The sequence below is a fragment of the Novosphingobium aeonii genome, from assembly GCF_052279045.1.
Classification (GTDB): domain Bacteria; phylum Pseudomonadota; class Alphaproteobacteria; order Sphingomonadales; family Sphingomonadaceae; genus Novosphingobium.
In genome coordinates, this window is sequence record NZ_CP176833.1 from 422,501 (window position 1) to 441,662 (window position 19,162).

At 60.7% G+C, this 19,162-nt stretch carries 15 protein-coding genes (1 of these 15 only partly in view); 13 read left to right on the forward strand and 2 right to left on the reverse strand.

Annotated features, from left to right (window positions below; translation table 11 throughout):
- Nucleotides 1-529: the 5' portion of a hypothetical protein gene (locus ACLIMP_RS17560; RefSeq protein WP_443478669.1), read on the reverse strand. 446 nt of this gene lie to the left of the window's left edge; 529 of the gene's 975 nt are visible here — the first part of the coding sequence; its start codon is at nucleotides 527-529; its stop codon lies off the left edge, out of view.
- Nucleotides 530-717: 188 nt separating this feature from the next.
- A complete protein-coding gene (locus ACLIMP_RS17565) occupies nucleotides 718-2,115 on the reverse strand; it encodes a helix-turn-helix domain-containing protein (RefSeq protein WP_395335331.1) in 1,398 nt (465 codons plus the stop codon).
- A gap of 111 nt (nucleotides 2,116-2,226) precedes the next feature.
- On the opposite strand from ACLIMP_RS17565, the gene ACLIMP_RS17570 reads away from it, so the two are divergent.
- The 13 genes from ACLIMP_RS17570 (at nucleotide 2,227) to ACLIMP_RS17630 (ending at nucleotide 19,157) form a co-directional block, all read left to right on the forward strand.
- Nucleotides 2,227-3,753, forward strand: a complete 1,527-nt coding sequence (locus tag ACLIMP_RS17570; protein ID WP_443478670.1) for an acyl-CoA carboxylase subunit beta — start codon at nucleotides 2,227-2,229, stop codon at nucleotides 3,751-3,753.
- A gap of 102 nt (nucleotides 3,754-3,855) precedes the next feature.
- Nucleotides 3,856-5,037, forward strand: a complete 1,182-nt coding sequence (gene bktB, locus ACLIMP_RS17575; RefSeq protein WP_443478671.1) for a beta-ketothiolase BktB — start codon at nucleotides 3,856-3,858, stop codon at nucleotides 5,035-5,037.
- A gap of 237 nt (nucleotides 5,038-5,274) precedes the next feature.
- Nucleotides 5,275-5,712 carry a methylmalonyl-CoA epimerase gene (gene mce, locus ACLIMP_RS17580; RefSeq protein WP_443478672.1) on the forward strand — a complete coding sequence of 146 codons (438 nt, stop codon included), beginning with the start codon at nucleotides 5,275-5,277 and terminating at the stop codon, nucleotides 5,710-5,712.
- 137 nt (nucleotides 5,713-5,849) lie between these two features.
- The gene (gene scpA, locus ACLIMP_RS17585) at nucleotides 5,850-8,006 is read left to right on the forward strand and encodes a methylmalonyl-CoA mutase (protein WP_443478673.1); all 2,157 of its coding nucleotides are present in this window, start codon (nucleotides 5,850-5,852) and stop codon (nucleotides 8,004-8,006) included.
- Nucleotides 8,007-8,082: 76 nt separating this feature from the next.
- The gene (locus ACLIMP_RS17590; RefSeq protein ID WP_443478674.1) at nucleotides 8,083-10,107 is read left to right on the forward strand and encodes an ATP-binding protein; all 2,025 of its coding nucleotides are present in this window, start codon (nucleotides 8,083-8,085) and stop codon (nucleotides 10,105-10,107) included.
- A 5-nt stretch (nucleotides 10,108-10,112) separates the two neighbouring features.
- Complete coding sequence (locus ACLIMP_RS17595) at nucleotides 10,113-10,859, forward strand: electron transfer flavoprotein subunit beta/FixA family protein (protein ID WP_443478675.1); 747 nt, start codon at nucleotides 10,113-10,115, stop codon at nucleotides 10,857-10,859.
- The gene (locus tag ACLIMP_RS17600) at nucleotides 10,859-11,788 is read left to right on the forward strand and encodes an electron transfer flavoprotein subunit alpha/FixB family protein (RefSeq protein ID WP_443478676.1); all 930 of its coding nucleotides are present in this window, start codon (nucleotides 10,859-10,861) and stop codon (nucleotides 11,786-11,788) included. The genes ACLIMP_RS17595 and ACLIMP_RS17600 overlap by 1 nt, the downstream gene beginning before the upstream one ends.
- Nucleotides 11,789-12,018: 230 nt before the next feature.
- Nucleotides 12,019-12,927, forward strand: coding sequence for a helix-turn-helix domain-containing protein (locus ACLIMP_RS17605; RefSeq protein ID WP_443478677.1), 909 nt, complete (start codon nucleotides 12,019-12,021; stop codon nucleotides 12,925-12,927).
- A gap of 93 nt (nucleotides 12,928-13,020) precedes the next feature.
- Nucleotides 13,021-14,436 (forward strand): phenylacetate--CoA ligase family protein, encoded by a 1,416-nt coding sequence (locus tag ACLIMP_RS17610; RefSeq protein WP_443478678.1) that lies wholly within the window; start codon nucleotides 13,021-13,023, stop codon nucleotides 14,434-14,436.
- 8 nt (nucleotides 14,437-14,444) lie between these two features.
- Nucleotides 14,445-15,380: an acyl-CoA reductase gene (locus tag ACLIMP_RS17615; protein WP_443478679.1), complete on the forward strand. Its 936-nt coding sequence runs from the start codon at nucleotides 14,445-14,447 to the stop codon at nucleotides 15,378-15,380.
- A 53-nt stretch (nucleotides 15,381-15,433) separates the two neighbouring features.
- Nucleotides 15,434-16,797 (forward strand): IS3 family transposase gene (locus tag ACLIMP_RS17620; protein WP_159832335.1). Its coding sequence is split into 2 segments (ribosomal slippage): nucleotides 15,434-15,781 and nucleotides 15,784-16,797, totalling 1,362 coding nucleotides; the frame shifts between segments, so codons are not numbered across the junction.
- 45 nt (nucleotides 16,798-16,842) lie between these two features.
- Nucleotides 16,843-17,433, forward strand: coding sequence for an acyl-CoA reductase (locus ACLIMP_RS17625; protein WP_443478900.1), 591 nt, complete (start codon nucleotides 16,843-16,845; stop codon nucleotides 17,431-17,433).
- Between the two features lie 11 nt (nucleotides 17,434-17,444).
- The gene (locus ACLIMP_RS17630) at nucleotides 17,445-19,157 is read left to right on the forward strand and encodes an N-acyl-D-amino-acid deacylase family protein (RefSeq protein WP_443478680.1); all 1,713 of its coding nucleotides are present in this window, start codon (nucleotides 17,445-17,447) and stop codon (nucleotides 19,155-19,157) included.
- Nucleotides 19,158-19,162 lie beyond the last annotated feature (5 nt).

A 19,162-nucleotide genomic window follows, 5' to 3' on the forward strand; every position in this document is an offset into this window, starting at 1 on the left:
CGATCTCTCTGCGCATTCTGTTGACCGATTGTTCCATTAAATCGGTGTATCGCTTGGCGCGATCATCGGCCAGAACGCGCTGGCTTATCCGGGCCAACAGTTCGGTATGTGCCAGATCATCGATCTGATTCTCAATCGCCTCTCGAACCTTATCCTTGTCGACCTTGCGAAGATCGTTGCCGAGACGTGCAGCGAGACGTTGAAAAGAAATAATTTTCTTTGTGTCGCCGCCAAACGGCAGGATGCTATCCGGGAAAGCCGAAGATCGTCTTCTTGTTTTGTTCAGATAAGTCAGCGTGGCCATAAACAGCGTGGCGGATGCGGCGGCGAACAGTGCAAGTAATTTGGCATCATGGGTTTGGGTAAAATTTTCAAAATCCGATTTGTTCAGGCTGGACGTGGAACCAATCAGTGCAATCAAAGCCGCGGATAGACCCATCGTTGCGGGTACTACCGACATCACTAGGTGTTTCAGTTCTTTGAGATAGTGTTTCTTCAAGAGCTTCAGTTCGACCTTACCCGCAGACACCTTCTATCCCCCTATGATTAAGGGGGGGTAATGCAAAGAATGGACGGAATGTTCAAGGCGATATCGAAGGCGCAATTCGACCGAGCGACGTCGCCCTAACGATAATAATTTGAGAGATTAAGTGCAAAACGAGGTCGAGTTCGCACGGTAGATTGTGCTGTGAACGGTCTAATCGATCTATTTATCTATTAATCGATTGAGTATGGGACTACTTCCCGCCGAAAGCTATCGATGGAGATGTCTTTTCCGTTAGGAGGAAATGCTCTCTGGTCGCAATTATGCCGGCTACAAGTTCGGCATGAAGCTCCGATAGGTGTGGCGGGGTGGCTCAGGTTTATTTCGTCCGCGTAAACGAACTCTGCAGCGAAGTCGACTTCACACCCTAATGCAACGGCGTAGCGACGAGGGCGCTCCGCGTAGCTGCCGGTCGGCTTCACAAGACCTTTCGCCATGGAAACGTAGCGGACGCCATCTGGCATCTCCGCGAGCTGAATATGAATTCTATCAGGCACCGCGGCAGCCTCATGGACTACCCAAAGGGGGCAAGCGCCGCCGAAACGCGCAAATCGAAGGCGCGTAGCCGAGTGCCGTTTTGTGATGTTGCCGGCCAGGTCGACGCGGCAGAAATAAACTGGCGTGCCGCGTGCGTTTGGGCGCTGGAGTGTGGAAAGCCGGTGACAAACTTGCTCGAAGGTCACATTGAAAAGGTGTCGGAGCCTATCAACGTCATGCCGCATGTCGCGCGCCATCGAACGAAATTGCTCGTATGGCATCAGGATCGAACCCGCCATGTAATTGGTTAGGCCAATAGATAGAAGATTCCGAGCGGTTTTGGAGCGGACGTCTGCGTTACTTGAAATCGTCGCGATGTCTTCGTTGAAGTGCGTGCTGCTGATGTGCCAAGCTAGGTGGAACCTAAGACTGTCGTTCGCTTTTGCCGTATTTATCGTGAGTGTACTTTGTTGTTCGTCGAATAATCGAACAGGCCCTTTGTCTGAAAAAATGAGCGAGATATTTTTATCATTGAGCCACGATACCAAGTTTTGGGTTGATGGTGACAGAGTATCATTTGCCAATTCGTGAGAGAAAGCCTCTGCTAGGCGATCTAAATCATCGACATAATTGTTGATGTTGTGAAACCAGTCGCGGACCTCCTCCCATGGTAGCCTGCCTCCAGCCAGATTGTCTGCGCCCAGAGCCTCGTCGAGCATCTCGAGGCGCTGGGAATTGTCTCGATTCACGCGTGCAAGCTGGATGAACGACTCTGCAAAGCTTGGGAATTGTTCCACGATCTTGCGAACTTGTGCGGAGGATTGCGGATCCCGTGAGTGCGTGTCCGACATTGCGTCCTCGAAGGCGCGAAGAAGTTCGGCGCTTTGATCGACGGGGACGTCCTGCCACTCCACCGGAAAATTGCTCCGCAGGCGGTCGAAGATTGCGGGGGTCAGCGGGCGATCGTCGCTTTCGAGCTGCGACAGATATGATGCGCTGATGCCAATAGCTTTGGCTAGATCGGCTTGTTTCATCCCGCGAGCAGCACGCAGGCTCCTCAGCGTGGTTCCTGCGAAGGTGCGGCGCAATGTCATTCTGCGTGTGTAGTTTGCAAACCTCTAGTTTGCAAATTTGCAGATTTGCATTGGACAGCGATCCATTGGCCGCGCAGTTAGGCCGGAATCGGGTTTGTATGGATAGTGGATATGTCAGCCAATATCGCCGAAATGGAGAAGCGCCGCGCCGCAGCAAAGCTGGGTGGTGGTGAGAAGCGCATTGCCGCGCAGCACGCCAAGGGCAAGCTGACCGCGCGGGAGCGTCTCGACATTCTGCTGGACGAAGACAGCTTTGAAGAGTTCGACCTTTACGTCGAGCATGACTGCACCGATTTCGGCATGGAGAGCCAGAAGATCCCGGGCGACGGCGTTGTCACCGGATCGGGTACCATCAACGGCCGCCTTGTCTATGTATTCAGCCAGGACTTCACCGTGTTCGGCGGCTCGCTCTCGCACCGTCACGCGCAGAAGATCTGCAAGCTGATGGACAACGCGATGAAGGTTGGCGCGCCGGTGATCGGCCTCAACGATTCCGGCGGCGCGCGCATTCAGGAAGGCGTAGCCTCGCTCGGCGGTTATGCCGAAGTGTTCCAGCGCAACGTGCTCGCTTCAGGCGTGGTGCCGCAGCTTTCGCTGATCATGGGCCCCTGCGCGGGCGGCGCGGTCTATTCGCCTGCCATGACCGACTTCATCTTCATGGTGAAGGACAGCTCCTACATGTTCGTCACCGGGCCCGACGTGGTGAAGACCGTGACCAACGAGGTCGTCACGCAAGAGGAACTGGGCGGTGCGATCACGCATTCCAGCAAGACCTCGGTGTCCGACCTCGCGCTGGAGAACGATATCGAGGCGCTGCTGGCCGCGCGCGATTTCTTCGACTTCCTGCCGCTCAACAACCGCGAGGAAGTGCCCGAGCGTCCCTGCGCCGATCCGTGGGACCGTGCCGAGGAAAGCCTCGACACCGTGATCCCGCCTTCGGCCAACCAGCCTTATGACATGCATGAGGTGATCAAGAAGACGCTCGACGAGGGCGATTTCTTCGAGGTTCAGCCGCTGCATGCCGGCAATATCATCGTCGGTTTCGGCCGTATCGAGGGCAAGACCGTGGGCGTCGTCGCCAACCAGCCGATGGTGCTGGCGGGCGTGCTGGACATCAACTCGTCCAAGAAGGCCGCGCGTTTCGTGCGCTTCTGCGATGCCTTCAACATCCCGATCATCACTTTCGTGGACGTTCCGGGCTTCCTGCCGGGCACTGATCAGGAGCACAACGGCATCATCAAGCACGGCGCCAAGCTGCTGTTCGCCTATGCCGAGGCGACCGTGCCGAAGATCACCGTGATCACCCGCAAGGCCTATGGCGGCGCTTACGACGTCATGGCGTCCAAGCACCTGCGCGGCGATCTCAACTATGCCTGGCCGACCGCCGAAATCGCGGTGATGGGCGCCAAGGGCGCGGTGGAGATCATCTTCCGCGGCCTCTCGCCCGAAGGCATTGCCGAGAAGACCAAGGAATACGAAGACCGCTTCGCCAATCCCTTCGTGGCGGCGAGCCGGGGCTATATCGACGAGGTTATCTACCCGCACTCGACCCGCAAGCGCATCGCGCTCGGCCTGCGCAAGCTGCGGACCAAGAGCCTCGAAAATCCTTGGAAGAAGCACGACAACATTCCGCTTTGATAGCGTCACGGATCGCGACGCATCGCCTTTGGGCGAGCACCGCGATCCACCCCAGCCGCGAAAGACGGCACGCATCGAAAAACCAGATTGGGAAGTCAGGTCATGGAAGACATCTACATCGTCAGCGGCGTACGCACGGCAGTTGGTGATTTCGGCGGCTCGCTGAAGTCGTTCATGCCCTCCGATCTCGGCGGCAAGGTCGTGACCGAGGCGCTGGCCCGCGCGGGCGTTTCTCCTGAAGACGTCGGCCATATCGTCATCGGCCAGGTCATGCCGACCAGCGCCAAGGACGAGATGCTCAGCCGCGTGATCGGCCTCAATGCCGGCGTGCCGTTCGAAGTGCCTTCGATGACGCTGAACCGCCTTTGCGGATCGGGTGTGCAGGCGATCGTTTCGGCCGCGCAGATGATGAAGCTGGGCGAGGCGGGCATCACCGTCGCGGGCGGCGCGGAATCGATGTCGAACGTGCCCTATCACGACCACGGCGTGCGCTGGGGCAAGAAGATGGGCGATAACACGCAGGAAGACGCCCTGACCGTCGGCCTGTCGGACGCCATCGGCGGCTACCACATGGGCATCACCGCCGAGAACGTGGCCGAACGCCACTGCATCTCGCGTGAGGATATGGACACGGTCGCCGCGACCAGCCACCAGCGCGCCGCCAAGGCTATCGCGGAAGGTCGCTTCAAGGAGCAGATCCTCCCCGTCGAAGTGAAGACCCGCAAGGGCGTCACTGTCTTCGATATCGACGAACATGTCCGCGCCGACACCACCGTCGAGACGCTCGGCGCGATGCGTCCGGCCTTCAAGAAGGACGGCACGGTCACGGCGGGTAATGCCTCGGGCATCAACGACGGTGCTGCCGCGGTGGTGCTGGCGACGGCTTCGGAAGTCGAGAAGCGCGGCTTGAAGCCGATGGCGAAGATCGTCGCCTGGGGCCACGCCGGTGTCGAGCCCGCCTACATGGGCGAAGGCCCGATCAAGGCGGTGCCGGTGGCGCTGAAGCGCGCTGGACTTTCGCTCGACCAGATCGATGTGATCGAGAGCAACGAGGCTTTTGCCGCGCAGGCTGCCGCCGTTTCCAAGGTGCTGGGCTTCGATCCGGAGAAGGTGAACCCCAACGGTTCGGGCGTTTCCATCGGCCACCCGGTCGGCGCGACCGGCACGATGCTCGCCATCAAGTGCATGTACGAGCTGAAGCGCACGGGCGGGAAGTACGGCCTTGTCACCATGTGCATCGGCGGCGGGCAGGGCATCGCCCTCGTGCTTGAGAACATGGCCTGAGCCTGTGACGGAGGCGTTGCTCTTCCTTGCTGTCCTGACGGTGTTCTGTTGGCTGACGGTATGGGAAATGCGACGCTTCGGCCGCTTGAGGCTGGAGATTGGACGGAGCGGGGTAGAACATTGGCTGACAGAAAACGAACGGCCGAAGCTGTTTCGAGCGGTGCTGGTGTTGATGACAGCTCTGCCGGTCGTCGTTGGAAGTATGATGCTAATGTCCCAACTGAAGGTTTTTGCTAAATGAAGCTGGGTCGTCTCAACCACATCGGCGTCGCCACGCCGGATCTCGACGCCTCGATTGCGTTCTATCGCGACGTGATGGGCGCCACCGATATTACCGAACCTTTCGTGCTGGAAAGCCAGCAAGTGCGCGTCTGCTTCGTCAACACGCCGGGTGAAGACGGCACGGCGGGCACGCAGATCGAACTGCTCCAGCCCACCACGCCGGACTCGGCCGTGGGCAAGTGGCTGGAGAAGAACCCGCTCGTGGGCCAGCATCACATCTGCTACGAAGTGCCGGACATTCACGCGGCCAAGGCGTGGTTCGAAGGCCTTGGCAAGCGTGTGCTGGGTGAGCCGCGCATGGGCGCGCACGGGACGCTGATCTTCTTCGTCCACCCCAAGGACATGGGCGGTCAGCTCACCGAGATCATGGAAACGCCCAAAGAGGCGCATTGAATAGAAGCCGTCGCCCAAGCTCCACCGTCATCCTGAACTCTTTTCAGGATCCATTTCGCCTCCGGGCGACGACGGTGAGAGGGCGAGGAATGGATCCTGAAACGAGTTCAGGATGACGAAGCTGCAAGGGTAGTGCGATGACCGAGGGACCGAACATCAACGACTGGAAGGCAGCCGCCGACAAGGAGGTCAAGGGCAAGGACCTGACCTGGAACACGCCCGAGGGTATTGCGGTAAAGCCGCTCTACACCGCAGAGGACGTGACCGTCGATCCCGGCCTTCCCGGCTTCGCGCCGTTCACGCGCGGCGTGCGTGCCTCGATGTATGCCGGCCGTCCCTGGACCATCCGCCAGTATGCGGGCTTCTCCACTGCCGAGGAATCGAACGCCTTCTATCGCCGCAATCTTGCAGCGGGTCAGAAGGGCCTTTCGGTCGCCTTCGACCTTGCCACCCATCGCGGTTACGACAGCGACCATCCACGCGTCGTGGGTGATGTGGGCAAGGCCGGCGTCGCCATCGATTCGGTCGAGGATATGAAGATCCTGTTCGACGGTATTCCGCTCGACAAGATGTCGGTCTCGATGACGATGAACGGCGCGGTGATCCCGATCCTGGCCTTCTTCATCGTGGCGGGCGAAGAGCAGGGCGTCGATCGCAAGCTGCTCGACGGGACCATCCAGAACGACATCCTCAAGGAGTTCATGGTCCGCAACACCTACATCTACCCGCCCGAACCTTCGATGCGGATCATCTCGGACATCTTCGGCTACACCAGCCGCGAGATGCCGAAGTTCAACTCGATCTCGATTTCCGGCTACCACATGCAGGAAGCCGGCGCGACGCAGGTGCAGGAACTGGCCTTCACCATCGCAGACGGCGCGGAATACGTGAAGTACGGCGTGGCATCGGGCCTCGATATCGACAAGTTCGCAGGGCGCCTCTCGTTCTTCTTCGCCATCGGCATGAACTTCTTCATGGAAGTGGCCAAGCTGCGCGCCGCGCGCGTGCTGTGGCACCGCGTGATGACGGAGCTTGGCGCCAAGGACGAACGCTCGAAGATGCTGCGCACGCACTGCCAGACTTCGGGCGTGTCGCTGCAGGAGCAGGACCCCTACAACAACGTCATCCGCACCACGATCGAGGCGATGGCCTCGATGCTGGGCGGCACCCAGTCGCTGCACACCAACGCGCTGGACGAGGCGATTGCGCTGCCGACCGACTTCTCGGCCCGCATCGCCCGCAACACGCAGATCATCATCCAGGAAGAGACGGGCATGTGCAATGTCGTCGATCCGCTGGGTGGGTCCTATTACATTGAGGCGCTGACGCAGCAGCTGGTCGACCAGGCGTGGGAGATCATCGAGCGCGTGCAGGCCGAAGGCGGCATGGCCAAAGCCGTCGCAGCCGGCTGGCCCAAGGCGATGATCGAAACCGCCGCCGCCGCCCGCCAGGCCCGCGTGGACCGGGGCGACGACGTGATCGTCGGCGTCAACAAGTACCGCCTTGCCAGCGAAGACCTGCTGGAAACGCTGGAAGTGGACAACGCCAAGGTTCGCGAAGGCCAGATCGCCCGCATCAACAAGATGAAGGCGGACCGTGACGAGGCTGCTTGCCAGGCCGCACTCAAGGCCCTGCGTGACGGTGCCGCCGCGCCCGCCAGCATCGAGAACAATCTGCTCGCGCTCGCCGTCGAGTGCGCCCGCGCCCGCGCCACGCTGGGCGAGATCAGCTCGGCCATGGAAGACAGCTTCCAGCGCTATGGCACTCAGCCGACCCCGGTGAAGGGCGTCTATGCCGCGCCTTACGAGGGCGACAGCCGCTGGCAGCAAGTGTTGGACGGCGTGCAGGCAGTGGAACGCCGCCTCGGCCGCAAGCCCAAGGTGCTGGTCGCCAAGATGGGTCAGGACGGCCACGATCGCGGCGCGAACGTGATCGCCTCCGCCTTCGGGGACATGGGCTTCGACGTGGTTTCCGGCCCGCTGTTCCAGACTCCGGAAGAAACCGTGGTGCTGGCGCTGGAGAGCGCGGTCGACGTGGTCGGCGCGTCCAGCCTTGCGGCCGGTCACAAGACGCTGATCCCCGAACTGATCCAGAAACTGCGCGAAGCCGGTCGCAGCGATATCAAGGTGATCGCCGGCGGTGTCATCCCGCCGCAGGACTATGAATTCCTGCGCAATGCCGGCGTTCAGGGCATCTACGGCCCCGGTACGAACGTGGTTGAGAGTGCTGCCGACGTGCTGCGCCTGCTCGGCCACAACATGCCGCCGCTCGGTTCGGCGCTAGAAGTAGCATGAACGATCCAACAGCAGGAGAGTTTGCAGAAAATCTCCGCAAACCATTCGGTACGAATACCTGGAAAACGGATATCTGATGTTCAAGAAAATCCTCATCGCAAACCGGGGCGAGATTGCCTGCCGCGTGATCAAGACCGCGCGACGGATGGGCATTCAGACGGTGGCCGTCTATTCGGACGCCGATGCCCGCGCACCGTTCGTGCAGATGGCCGATGAGGCCGTCCACATCGGCCCCGCGCCCGCCGCGCAGTCGTACCTGATTGCCGACAAGATCATCCAGGCCTGCAAGCAGACCGGCGCCGAAGCCGTCCATCCGGGCTATGGCTTCCTGTCCGAGCGTACCTCCTTCGCAGAGGCGCTGGCCGCAGAAGGCATCGAGTTCATCGGCCCTCCCGTCGGCGCGATCGCCGCGATGGGTGACAAGATCGAATCCAAGAAGCTTGCCAAGCAGGCCGGCGTCAACGTCGTGCCCGGCTTCGTCGGTGAGATCGAGGATACCGAGCACGCCGTGCGCATCTCGAACGAGATCGGCTATCCGGTGATGATGAAGGCCTCGGCGGGCGGCGGCGGCAAGGGCATGCGCCTTGCCTACGACGAAAAGGACGTGCGTGAGGGCTTCGAGAGCGTGAAGCGCGAAGGCCTGAACTCCTTCGGTGATGACCGCGTCTTCATCGAGAAGTTCATCCTCAACCCGCGCCACATCGAGATCCAGATTCTCGGCGATAAGCACGGCAACATCCTCTACCTGAACGAGCGCGAATGCTCGATCCAACGCCGCCACCAGAAGGTGGTCGAGGAAGCGCCGTCGCCCTTCGTCACCGAAAAGATGCGCAAGGCCATGGGCGAGCAGTGCGTCGCCTTGTCGCGCGCGGTGGGCTACTATTCGGCCGGTACGGTGGAACTGATCGTGTCGGGCGCCGACCCGACGGGCGAGAGCTTCTACTTCCTGGAAATGAACACCCGCCTGCAGGTCGAACACCCGGTCACTGAAGCGATCACCGGCGTCGATCTGGTCGAGCAGATGATCCGCGTCGCCGCCGGCGAGAAGCTGGAGATGACGCAGGCCGACGTGAAGATCGATGGCTGGGCCATCGAAAACCGCGTCTACGCCGAAGACCCCTATCGCGGCTTCCTGCCCTCGACCGGCCGCCTCGTGCGCTATCAGCCGCCGGTTGACGGTTGGGACGACGACGGTTCCGCAAACGGCCGTCGCGGTATCGACGGCGTGCGTGTCGATGACGGCGTCTACGAAGGCGGCGAAGTCTCGATGTTCTACGACCCGATGATCGCCAAGCTGATCACCTGGGGCGAGACCCGCGACGAGGCGGCCGACAAGCAGGTTGCCGCGCTCGACCTGTTCGAGATCGAGGGCCTTGGCCACAATATCGATTTCGTCTCGGCCATCATGCAGCACCCGCGCTTCCGCTCGGGCGAGCTGACCACGGGCTTCATTGCCGAGGAATATCCCGAAGGCTTCACCGGCGCGCCTGCGTCGGAGGAACTCAAGGGCAAGCTGGCCGCCGTTGCGGCTTTCGTCGCCACCGCGCGGGCAGACCGTGCGCGCCGGGTCGACGGGCAGCTCGCCTCGCGCCGTCTGGCGCCGCCGTCGGAATGGACCGTCATCATCGACAAGGCGCCTTTCGAAGTCGTCATCGACGATGAGGACGTGACCGTGAACGGCATCTCCGTCGATCTCGCGATGGAATATACGCCGGGCGACCACCTGATCGACGCCGAGATCGACGGCGAGGCCATCGGCATCCGTGTCGCGCCTACGCGCACGGGTCTGAAGATGACCACGCGCGGGGCGATCCACGACGTGCAGATCCTGCCCAGCCGCGTGGCTTCGCTGACCAAGCACATGATCGAAAAGATCCCGCCGGATCTTTCGAAGTTCCTGATCTGCCCGATGCCCGGCCTGCTCGTCGCGCTCCATGTGGGCGAGGGTGACAAGGTCGAAGCCGGACAGCCGCTTGCCGTCGTCGAGGCCATGAAGATGGAGAACATCCTGCGCGCCGAGAAGTCGGGCGTGGTGAAGGCGGTCAACGCCAAGGCAGGCGAAAGCCTTGCAGTGGACGCGATCATTCTGGAAATGGAGTGAGTTCGATGAAGATCCTCGTCCCCGTTAAGCGGGTGATCGATTACAACGTGAAGCCGCGCGTAAAGGCGGACGGCACGGGCGTTGACCTGGCCAACGTCAAGATGAGCATGAACCCGTTCGACGAGATCGCGGTCGAAGAAGCTATCCGCATCAAGGAAGCGGGCAAGGCTGAAGAGATCGTTGCCGTCTCGGTCGGCCCGGCCAAGGCGCAGGATACGCTGCGCACCGCACTCGCCATGGGTGCAGACCGTGCGATCCTCATCGAGACCGACGCAGAGGTTGAGCCGCTGGCCGTCGCCAAGATCCTCAAGGCGATCGTCGCCGAAGAGAATCCGGGCCTCGTGATCCTCGGCAAGCAGGCGATCGACGACGATTCGAACCAGACCGGCCAGATGCTCGCCGCCCTCACCGGCCGCCCGCAGGGTACGTTTGCCAGCAAGGTCGAGATCGACGGTGATCACGTTGCCGTGACCCGCGAAGTCGATGGCGGTCTGGAGACCGTGAAGCTTTCGCTGCCCGCGATCGTCACCACCGACCTGCGCCTCAACGAGCCGCGCTATGCTTCGCTGCCGAACATCATGAAGGCGAAGAAGAAGCCGCTCGATGTGAAGACCGCCGCCGATTACGGCGTCGACATCGCCCCGCGCCTCAAGACCCTCAAGGTCTCGGAACCGCCCGTGCGTGTCGCAGGCGTCAAGGTTGCCGACGTCGATGCGCTGGTTGCAAAGCTCAAGGAACTGGGAGTCGCCTAATGAAGACGCTCGTTTGGGTCGAACACGACAACGCGTCGGTCAAGGACGCGACGCTCCACACCGTCACTGCCGCTGCCAAGCTCGGTGAAGTTCACCTGCTGGTCGCCGGCTCGGGCTGCCGTGCCGCTGCCGAGGCTGCCGCCAAGATCGCCGGCGTCGGCAAGGTGCACCTGGCCGACAACGCCGCCTACGAGCACGCGCTGGCCGAGAACATCGCGCCGCTGATCGTGGACCTTATGGGCCACCATGACGCGTTCCTGGCGCCCGCCACCACCACCGGCAAGAACGTCGCTCCGCGCGTTGCCGCGCTGCTCGACGTGATGCAGCTGTCGGACATCCTCTCGGTTGAGGGCGAAAAGACCTTCACCCGTCCGATCTACGCCGGCAACGCCATCGCCACTGTCGAATCGAGCGATGCCAAGCTGGTGATCACCGTGCGCGGCACGGCCTTCGAGAAGGCTGCTGCCGAGGGCGGTTCGGCTGCCATCGAAGACGTCGCCGGAGCCGGTGACGCCGGTCTGTCCAGCTTCGTCGGCGCCGAAATCGCCAAGTCGGAGCGTCCAGAACTGACCAGCGCCAAGGTGATCGTCTCGGGCGGCCGCGCGCTGAAGGATTCGGAGACGTTCGAGCAGGTCATCATGCCGCTCGCCGACAAGCTCGGCGCTGCCGTCGGCGCCTCGCGCGCTGCGGTCGACGCGGGTTATGTGCCCAACGACTACCAGGTCGGCCAGACCGGCAAGATCGTCGCTCCCGAAGTCTACATCGCGGTCGGCATCTCGGGCGCGATCCAGCACCTTGCGGGCATGAAGGACTCCAAGACCATCATCGCCATCAACAAGGACGAGGACGCGCCGATCTTCCAGGTCGCCGACGTCGGCCTCGTGGCGGATCTGTTCAGCGCCGTGCCGGAACTGACCATGTCCGTTTGAACTGATCGCCTCCGCTATCAGGGCGCTCAGGCGCCCTATCCGAAGGAAGGTTGCGGCATATGAAGGTTCGCCGCAAGGTGACCAGGAATAGAGTGACAGCGTTTCAAGGCCCCTTGCTTTGAAACGCGGGCGCCGGGCGGGTCGGAGGAGGGCCTGCTCGGCGCATGACATCGAAGACCGGATTGGTTCCATCGACGAGAGAAACAATTCGGCTGACGAGGAGGCCGAAAATGGGCATTGCGGATCAAGGCGATTTGCCGATGTGCGCACCTCACACGGCGTCTTATTTCCGCATTGAACGCGAAATCGAAATAAATGGCATTTTCGCGGACATCCGCCATTTCGGTTGGAATGAGGGCAGTCGCGCACTGTACGAGCCGAATTCATACTACCTTGATTTTTCGCTCGGCCCGCGTTGCCCAAACTCGCGATTTTTCAGGACGGCCAACGAATTGGCCGATCCTCCGGGAGACGTCGTGTTTCTGCCAAAGGGCGGCGAATTTGCGACGTGGAGTGAGCCTGGCGAACATAGCCTTCTTTGCCTGACTTTCGCCAACGAGCGCGCCGAAGAACTGTTCGAAGATGAACGGATTGCTGATCTGGCTCCTTGTCTCGATGTTCAGAGCGTGTCGATAAGGCAGGGCCTTGTCCGATTGGCCAATGAACTGCGGCATCCGGGATTCGGTCAGGCAATTCTGCTGGAGAGCATGGCGCTCCTCCTTGTCGTCGAGCTGTGCCGCCATTTCCAGAAATCGGGATCTCCACGGGATGCCGGATCCGGACAAATGCCGATTTGGCGATTGCAGCGGGTGAGAGACAGGATCGAAGCGGACTTGGGCACCGACCTCTCGGTATCCTGCCTCGCCGCCGAAATTCGCACCAGTCCGAGACATCTCATCCGCACCTTTCGCGCGACCACGGGAGAGACGTTGACCGGCTACATCGCCAAGCGCCGTATCGCCCGGGCTCAGGAGCAACTTCGCGACGATGCGATGATGATCAAGGTTATCGCCGGTAATTGCGGTTTTCAGAGCCCCGCCGCTTTTTGGGCGGCTTTCCGGCGGGCTACCGGCCTGACGCCACGCGAATATCGCGAGCGCTCAATCAGTTGCACACCGTCATTCGACATGACCTCCTGACAATAGTTTGGCGCGAACGCGGCACCGTTCTTCGTTGTCGTGAGCCCCCATGGAGAGCCAGAATTCGTCATCGAAACAGGACGGATTCGCCTCATGACTACGTACCTCGACCGCCTCATCGAAGACCCGACATCCTTTCATGATGCGCCCTATGATCTGGCCTTTACGCTTGAGCAGGAGGAAATTGACAGGCTCCATCTTGCGGGCGCGCGCAAGCGCTTCGCACAGCTCCGGCCGGGTCTTTCCGTTCTCGACCGGTTGGCCCGAGAACAGGGGATCGAGACGATCGAAACGATCGATGACCTGGCGCCGCTGTTATTCCCACACACCGTCTACAAGTCCTACCCGATAAGCTATCTTGAGCGAGGCCGCTTCGACAAGCTGACCAAGTGGCTTTCGGGCCTTACGACGAGCGATATCTCTCATGTCGATGCGTCGGGAATAGAGACTATCGATGACTGGATCGATCTGCTGGATGCCGCGACCGACCTGACCGTGCAGCATACCTCGGGCACCACCGGCAAGCTAAGCTTCGTACCGCGCAGCAAGGCGCAGTGGCGAGAGACCATTATCCACTCCGCGATCATCATCCGCGATTGGTGGCCGGATCGCGGCCCGGACATCCTGAAGGACGGAATGCCGATCATCATCCCGGGCTATCGCTACGGGGCGGCTGCGACGCAGCGAGGGAATGGCATCCAAATCGAGCTCTATGCCAAGGGTGAGGAAAATGCCCTTTTTCTCTATCCAGAATCCCGCTTCAGCGCGGATATTGCTTCGCTCGGTGGGCGGCTGAGGGCCGCTGAGGCGAGGGGCGAGGCTGGTGCCCTCGCTATTTCTCCTGCGCTGGCGGAACGCCGAGAGGCTCTGCTCGAGCTCGAACGCCGAAGACCGGAAGACCTCAAACATTTCTTTGCCGAGGCGCAGCGTCGTTTCGGCGGCAAGGATGTCTATGCCACGGCTATGTGGGCAATCCTTTACGATTGGGCGGAAGAGGGGCTGAAACGTGGTCTCACGAACGTTTTCGGTAAAGGCAGCGTGTTGCTGACCGGAGGGGGAAACAAGGGCAAGGAGCTTCCGGACAATTGGCGCGAGCGCGTGCTCGAATTCCTTGGATTCGACACGATCTACGAAATGTATGCCACCTCGGAATTGATGGGGCTGTGCATGATGTGCGAGCAGGGCCACTATCACATCCCGCCGATCCAAATCCCGTTTCTGCTCGATCCCGCCACGGGTAAGCCCCTGCCGCGCAAGGATGGCCAGACCGGACGATACGCTTCGTTTGACCTGATGCCCAATACCTATTGGGCGGGGCTTGTCACGGGCGACGAAATCACGCTCTCAGGCTGGCAGACGCCCTGTTCCTGCGGCCGTACTGGGGTGCACATCATCCCGCCGGTTCGCCGTTACAGCGAGAAGGAGGGCGGTGATGACCGCGTAGTCTGCGCCGGCGCACCCGAAGCTCATGACAGGGCGCTGGAATTCCTTGCCGAACTATCGATGTGAGAAAGCTGATGAACGATGACTTCCGCGTTCCTCTCATTATCCGAGGGCAAATCATCGATGATGGTGATGTCCTCTATGGTGGACGCCGGGGAGGCGTATCCTTTCGTGCCCCGGATTTGGCAAAATACGTAGCGGACTTGCCGCTACGCACGCCGTCGGCGATGGCCGATCTCTATTCGCTGCGGTTCGAAGAAATCCTCGATTTCCTGGTCGCGCTGGGTGAACGATTGGACATCGGACGGAACCGCCATCTTCAGCAGGCATTTCGTCTGTCCTGCCTGACGTCTGGACTGTCCGAAAGCATCCTGCGCCGCCACTTCCAGCATATGGGCGCGACGTTTGATCGCGGGGAGATGCGACGAATGATGGAGCGTTCGTGCGGCGTCGATTATCTGGAAGGCTGGGTTGACCAAGGACCGAGCATTTTCCCTGGCCTTTCCGCGCGCACGCGCGCTTTCGGGGCACGAGCTGTCCATGTCATAGCCGGCAATGCACCTATCGTGTCGATATTGACAGTAATCCGCAACGCGTTGACGCGATCTGATGCGATTATAAAGTTGCCGTCGAACGATCCGCTGACGGCAGCGGCGATCGTCCGGACTATGGCCGAGATGGCGCCGGAGCATCCATTGTCCAGACACATATCCGTCGCCTATTGGAAAGGCGGCGATGAGCTGGTTGAACCGGTGATCTATGATCCGCGGGGCATCGAGAAAATCGTTGCCTGGGGCGGTTTCGATTCAGTGAAGCACATCACGCGCTACCTCCAGCCAGGCATCGATCTCATAACGCAGGACCCCAAGCTCTCCGGAACGATCATCGGAAGGGAAGCCTTTGCCGACGACGCAACCATGAAACAGGTGGCGCGTCGCCTCGCTCTGGATATTGGCGCACAGAACCAGGAGGGCTGCGTGTCCGGCGTCAGCGCCCATGGCACAGATTAGGGGTTGAGATTTAAGGAGGGTTTGGGCTTCGTCGTAGTGACGAAGGAACGAAGATGAAGCCCAAACCCTCCTTGCGAAAATCGCCAGCAAAGGCCTCTGCCGAAGCCGTGGTGAAAGACATTCGCCGACAGACGCGGCGGCATTTCTCGGCCGAGGACAAGATCCGCATCGTGCTCGACGGATTGCGCGGCGAGGACAGCATCGCCGAGCTGTGTCGGCGTGAAGGCATCGCCCAGAGCCTCTACTACACCTGGTCGAAAGAGTTCATGGAGGCCGGCAAACGCCGGCTCGCGGGCGATACCGCCCGTTCTGCGACCACGGGCGAGGTGCAGGATCTGCGCCGTGAAGCCCGTGCCCTGAAGGAATGCGTTGCTGACCTGACGTTGGAAAACCGCCTGCTCAAAAAAAGCATGATCGCGGATGGGGGCGACGACGAATGAGGTACCCCGCCGCAGAAAAGCTGGAGATTATCAGGATCGTCGAGCAGTCGCACCTGCCGGCCAAGCACACTCTGGACAAGCTGGGTATTCCTCGCCGGACGTTCTACCGCTGGTATGACCGCTTCCTTGAGGGCGGTCCTGAAGCCCTGGAGGATCGCCCCTCGGCGCCGAGCCGGGTGTGGAACCGCATCACCGAGGATATCCGCGCGCAGATCGTCGAGATGGCGCTCGAGGCGACCGAGCTTTCCCCTCGCGAACTGGCGGTGCGCTTCACCGACGAGAAGCGCTATTTCGTGTCGGAAGCCACGGTTTACCGCCTGTTGAAGGCCCATGACCTGATCACCAGTCCAGCCTATACCGTGATCAAGGCCGCTGACCAGTTCCACACGAAGACCACCCGGCCGAATGAGATGTGGCAAACCGACTTCACCTACTTCAAGATCATCGGGTGGGGCTGGATGTACCTGTCGACCGTGCTCGACGACTACTCGCGCTACATCATTGCCTGGAAACTGTGCACCAACATGCGCGCCGAGGACGTCACTGACACGCTGGACTTGGCCCTCAAGGCATCGGGCTGCGACAGCGCCACGGTCCTGCACAAGCCCCGGCTACTATCCGACAACGGCCCCAGTTACATCGCGGGCGAACTCGCCGAGTACATCGAGGCCCAGCAGATGAGTCACGTCCGTGGCGCCCCGTTGCATCCGCAAACGCAGGGCAAGATCGAGCGCTGGCACCAGACCTTGAAGAATCGCATCCTGTTGGAACATTACTTCCTGCCCGGCGACCTCGAAGCCCAGATCGAAGCGTTCGTGGAGCACTACAATCACCAGCGCTACCACGAGAGCCTGAACAACGTGACGCCCGCTGACGCCTACTTCGGCAGGGCTCCCGCTATCATCAAGCGTCGCGAAACCATCAAGCAAAAAACCATCGAATATCGCCGCTTGCTTCACCGCAAGCTCGCCGCCTAACATCAACCCCCAGACGAGGCTCGCTCTCCGCTAATCCACGCCCCGATCTGTGCCAAATGTCTCGACGACGGACAGGGCTGCGTTTCGGCGCGCGTCATCTACGTCGAAAGCGGGACAGATGATGTCGGACTGCGCAACGCCAACCGCCTGGGCGAACTCACCTTCGAGGCTCTCCAGCGATTGCCCGATCATCTCAGTACGCCTCACAAGGCATTCGACACAGCACTCAAGTCGGAAATTGATGGCGTTCGCCTTAACGATGAAGAGTACCGGGTTTTCGGCGGGCGATCTAATGAAGGCGCGGTGATCGTCAGCCAGGATGACTACCCAGTTGATTTCTCTCGGACACTGGCATGCCGCGTGGGCAATATCGTCCCGGTCGATACCACGGATACTGCGATCAATTCCGTGAACGCCTACACTCAGACGATTGGGATTTTCCCGGAAAGTCTCAAAGAGGCGCTGCGCGATCGCTTGGCTTATCAGGGAGTTCAACGGATCGTGTCGTTGGGGGGCGCTGCGACCATGCAGCATAACATGGAGCGGCAGGATGCGATCGAGCCGGTCCGCCGGATGGTGAAGTGGGTGACCGAGGAACATGCACCGGGTGAACTCTTGGCCTCGTTGGCGGATTGAAGGATTGAGCCATGCCCGACGCAGATTTGATCATCCGAGGCGGCACGATCGTCGACGGGACCGGCGGGAATCCATTCGTGGCAGATATTGCTGTCCTCGACGGCCGCATATCTGCCATCGGGGCGAACCTGGAGCGAGCCCGAGAAGAGATCGATGCCAATGGTCTCCTCGTGACGCCGGGCTTCATTGACATCCATACGCACTACGATGGCCAAGTGACTTGGTCGGACAGTTTGGTGCCGTCCGCCGAACACGGCGTCACAAGTGTAGTCATAGGCAATTGCGGGGTTGGCTTTGCGCCATGCCGCGCGGGCGACCGAGAAGCACTCGTCAATGTCATGGAGGGTGTTGAGGATATCCCCGAGGCTGTCATGGCCACGGGTTTGCCGTGGAACTGGGAGACTTTTCCGGAGTATCTTGAAGCGCTAGGCAACTGTGGGTGGGACGTAGACGTCGGCGCATACATTCCCCACTCTCCCTTGCGCGTCTATGCGATGGGCCAGCGCGGCCTGGACCGAGAAGCGGCGACGCCTGCGGATATCGTCCGTCTCTCCGAGCTTGTCAGCGAGGCCATGGATGCCGGCGCACTGGGGTTTGCAACCTCGCGCTCGCTCGTCCATCGTCGCGGGGACAGAGCCTTCATTCCCTCCTTCCAGGCCGCGTGCGAAGAGTTGGAAGCACTCGCCCGGGCTGTGGGAGAGAGTGGACGAGGGGTCATTCAAATGATCCCTAACCTCGACACTGCAGACTGGTCGGGCGACATCGATCTGATGAAGCGAATGGCTTGCGCTTCCGGCAGGCCAGTGACGTATTCGCTGGCCCAGTGGGCCGGAAATCCCGATGGCTGGCGGCAGACGATGGACGCGCTGCTGGAACATAACCGTAGCGGAGCGGCACCGATCCTGGCTCAGGTCTTTCCCCGGCTCATGGGAGCATTGTGCGGCCTTTCCACTTCGGCAAACGCCTTCAGTTATTGCCGGACCTATCGGGCGCTCGAGGATCTGCCATTACCTGAAAAAGTAAGGCTCATGCGCGATTCACGCTTTCGCGAACGACTTGTGGCGGAAGAGCCCGATGAAACGCCTACGCCGCTCCACGCACTGCTGCGAACATGGGATAATCTCTTTCCGCTCGGTGATGAACCGGACTACGAGCCGTCGCCCGATTCCAGCATTGCATCTCTTGCAAAACGACGTGGAATCGAACCGGCCGAACTCGCCTACGAACTGATGCTGGAACAGGAAGGGAAATCCTTAATCCTGATGCCTTTCTCAAACTATGCGCAGTGCTCTCTCGATCCGGTGCTCGCCATGATGAAGGATCCTTGCAGCATAATCGGCCTGGGAGATGGAGGAGCGCACTACGGTATTATTTGCGATGCCAGTTATCCAACGACAATGCTCGCCTACTGGGCACGCGACCGCGCCGGTGAGCGACTTTCCGTCGCGGCTGCTGTCAAGGCGCTTAGCGCTGATAATGCCGCCTTTCTCGGTCTGCACGACAGGGGGCGGCTGGCACAAGGGCTGAAGGCCGACATCAACCTGATCGACCATGCAGCCCTCAGGCTTCACGCCCCGTACGTCGTTCATGATTTGCCGGGAGGCGGTCGCCGCTTGGCGCAACATGCGTCCGGATATCGTGCGACGATGGTTAGCGGCGTCATCACTCGTCGGGATGGCGTCGATACCGGCGCACGCCCCGGACGGCTAATCCGGGCAACCTGAGCCAG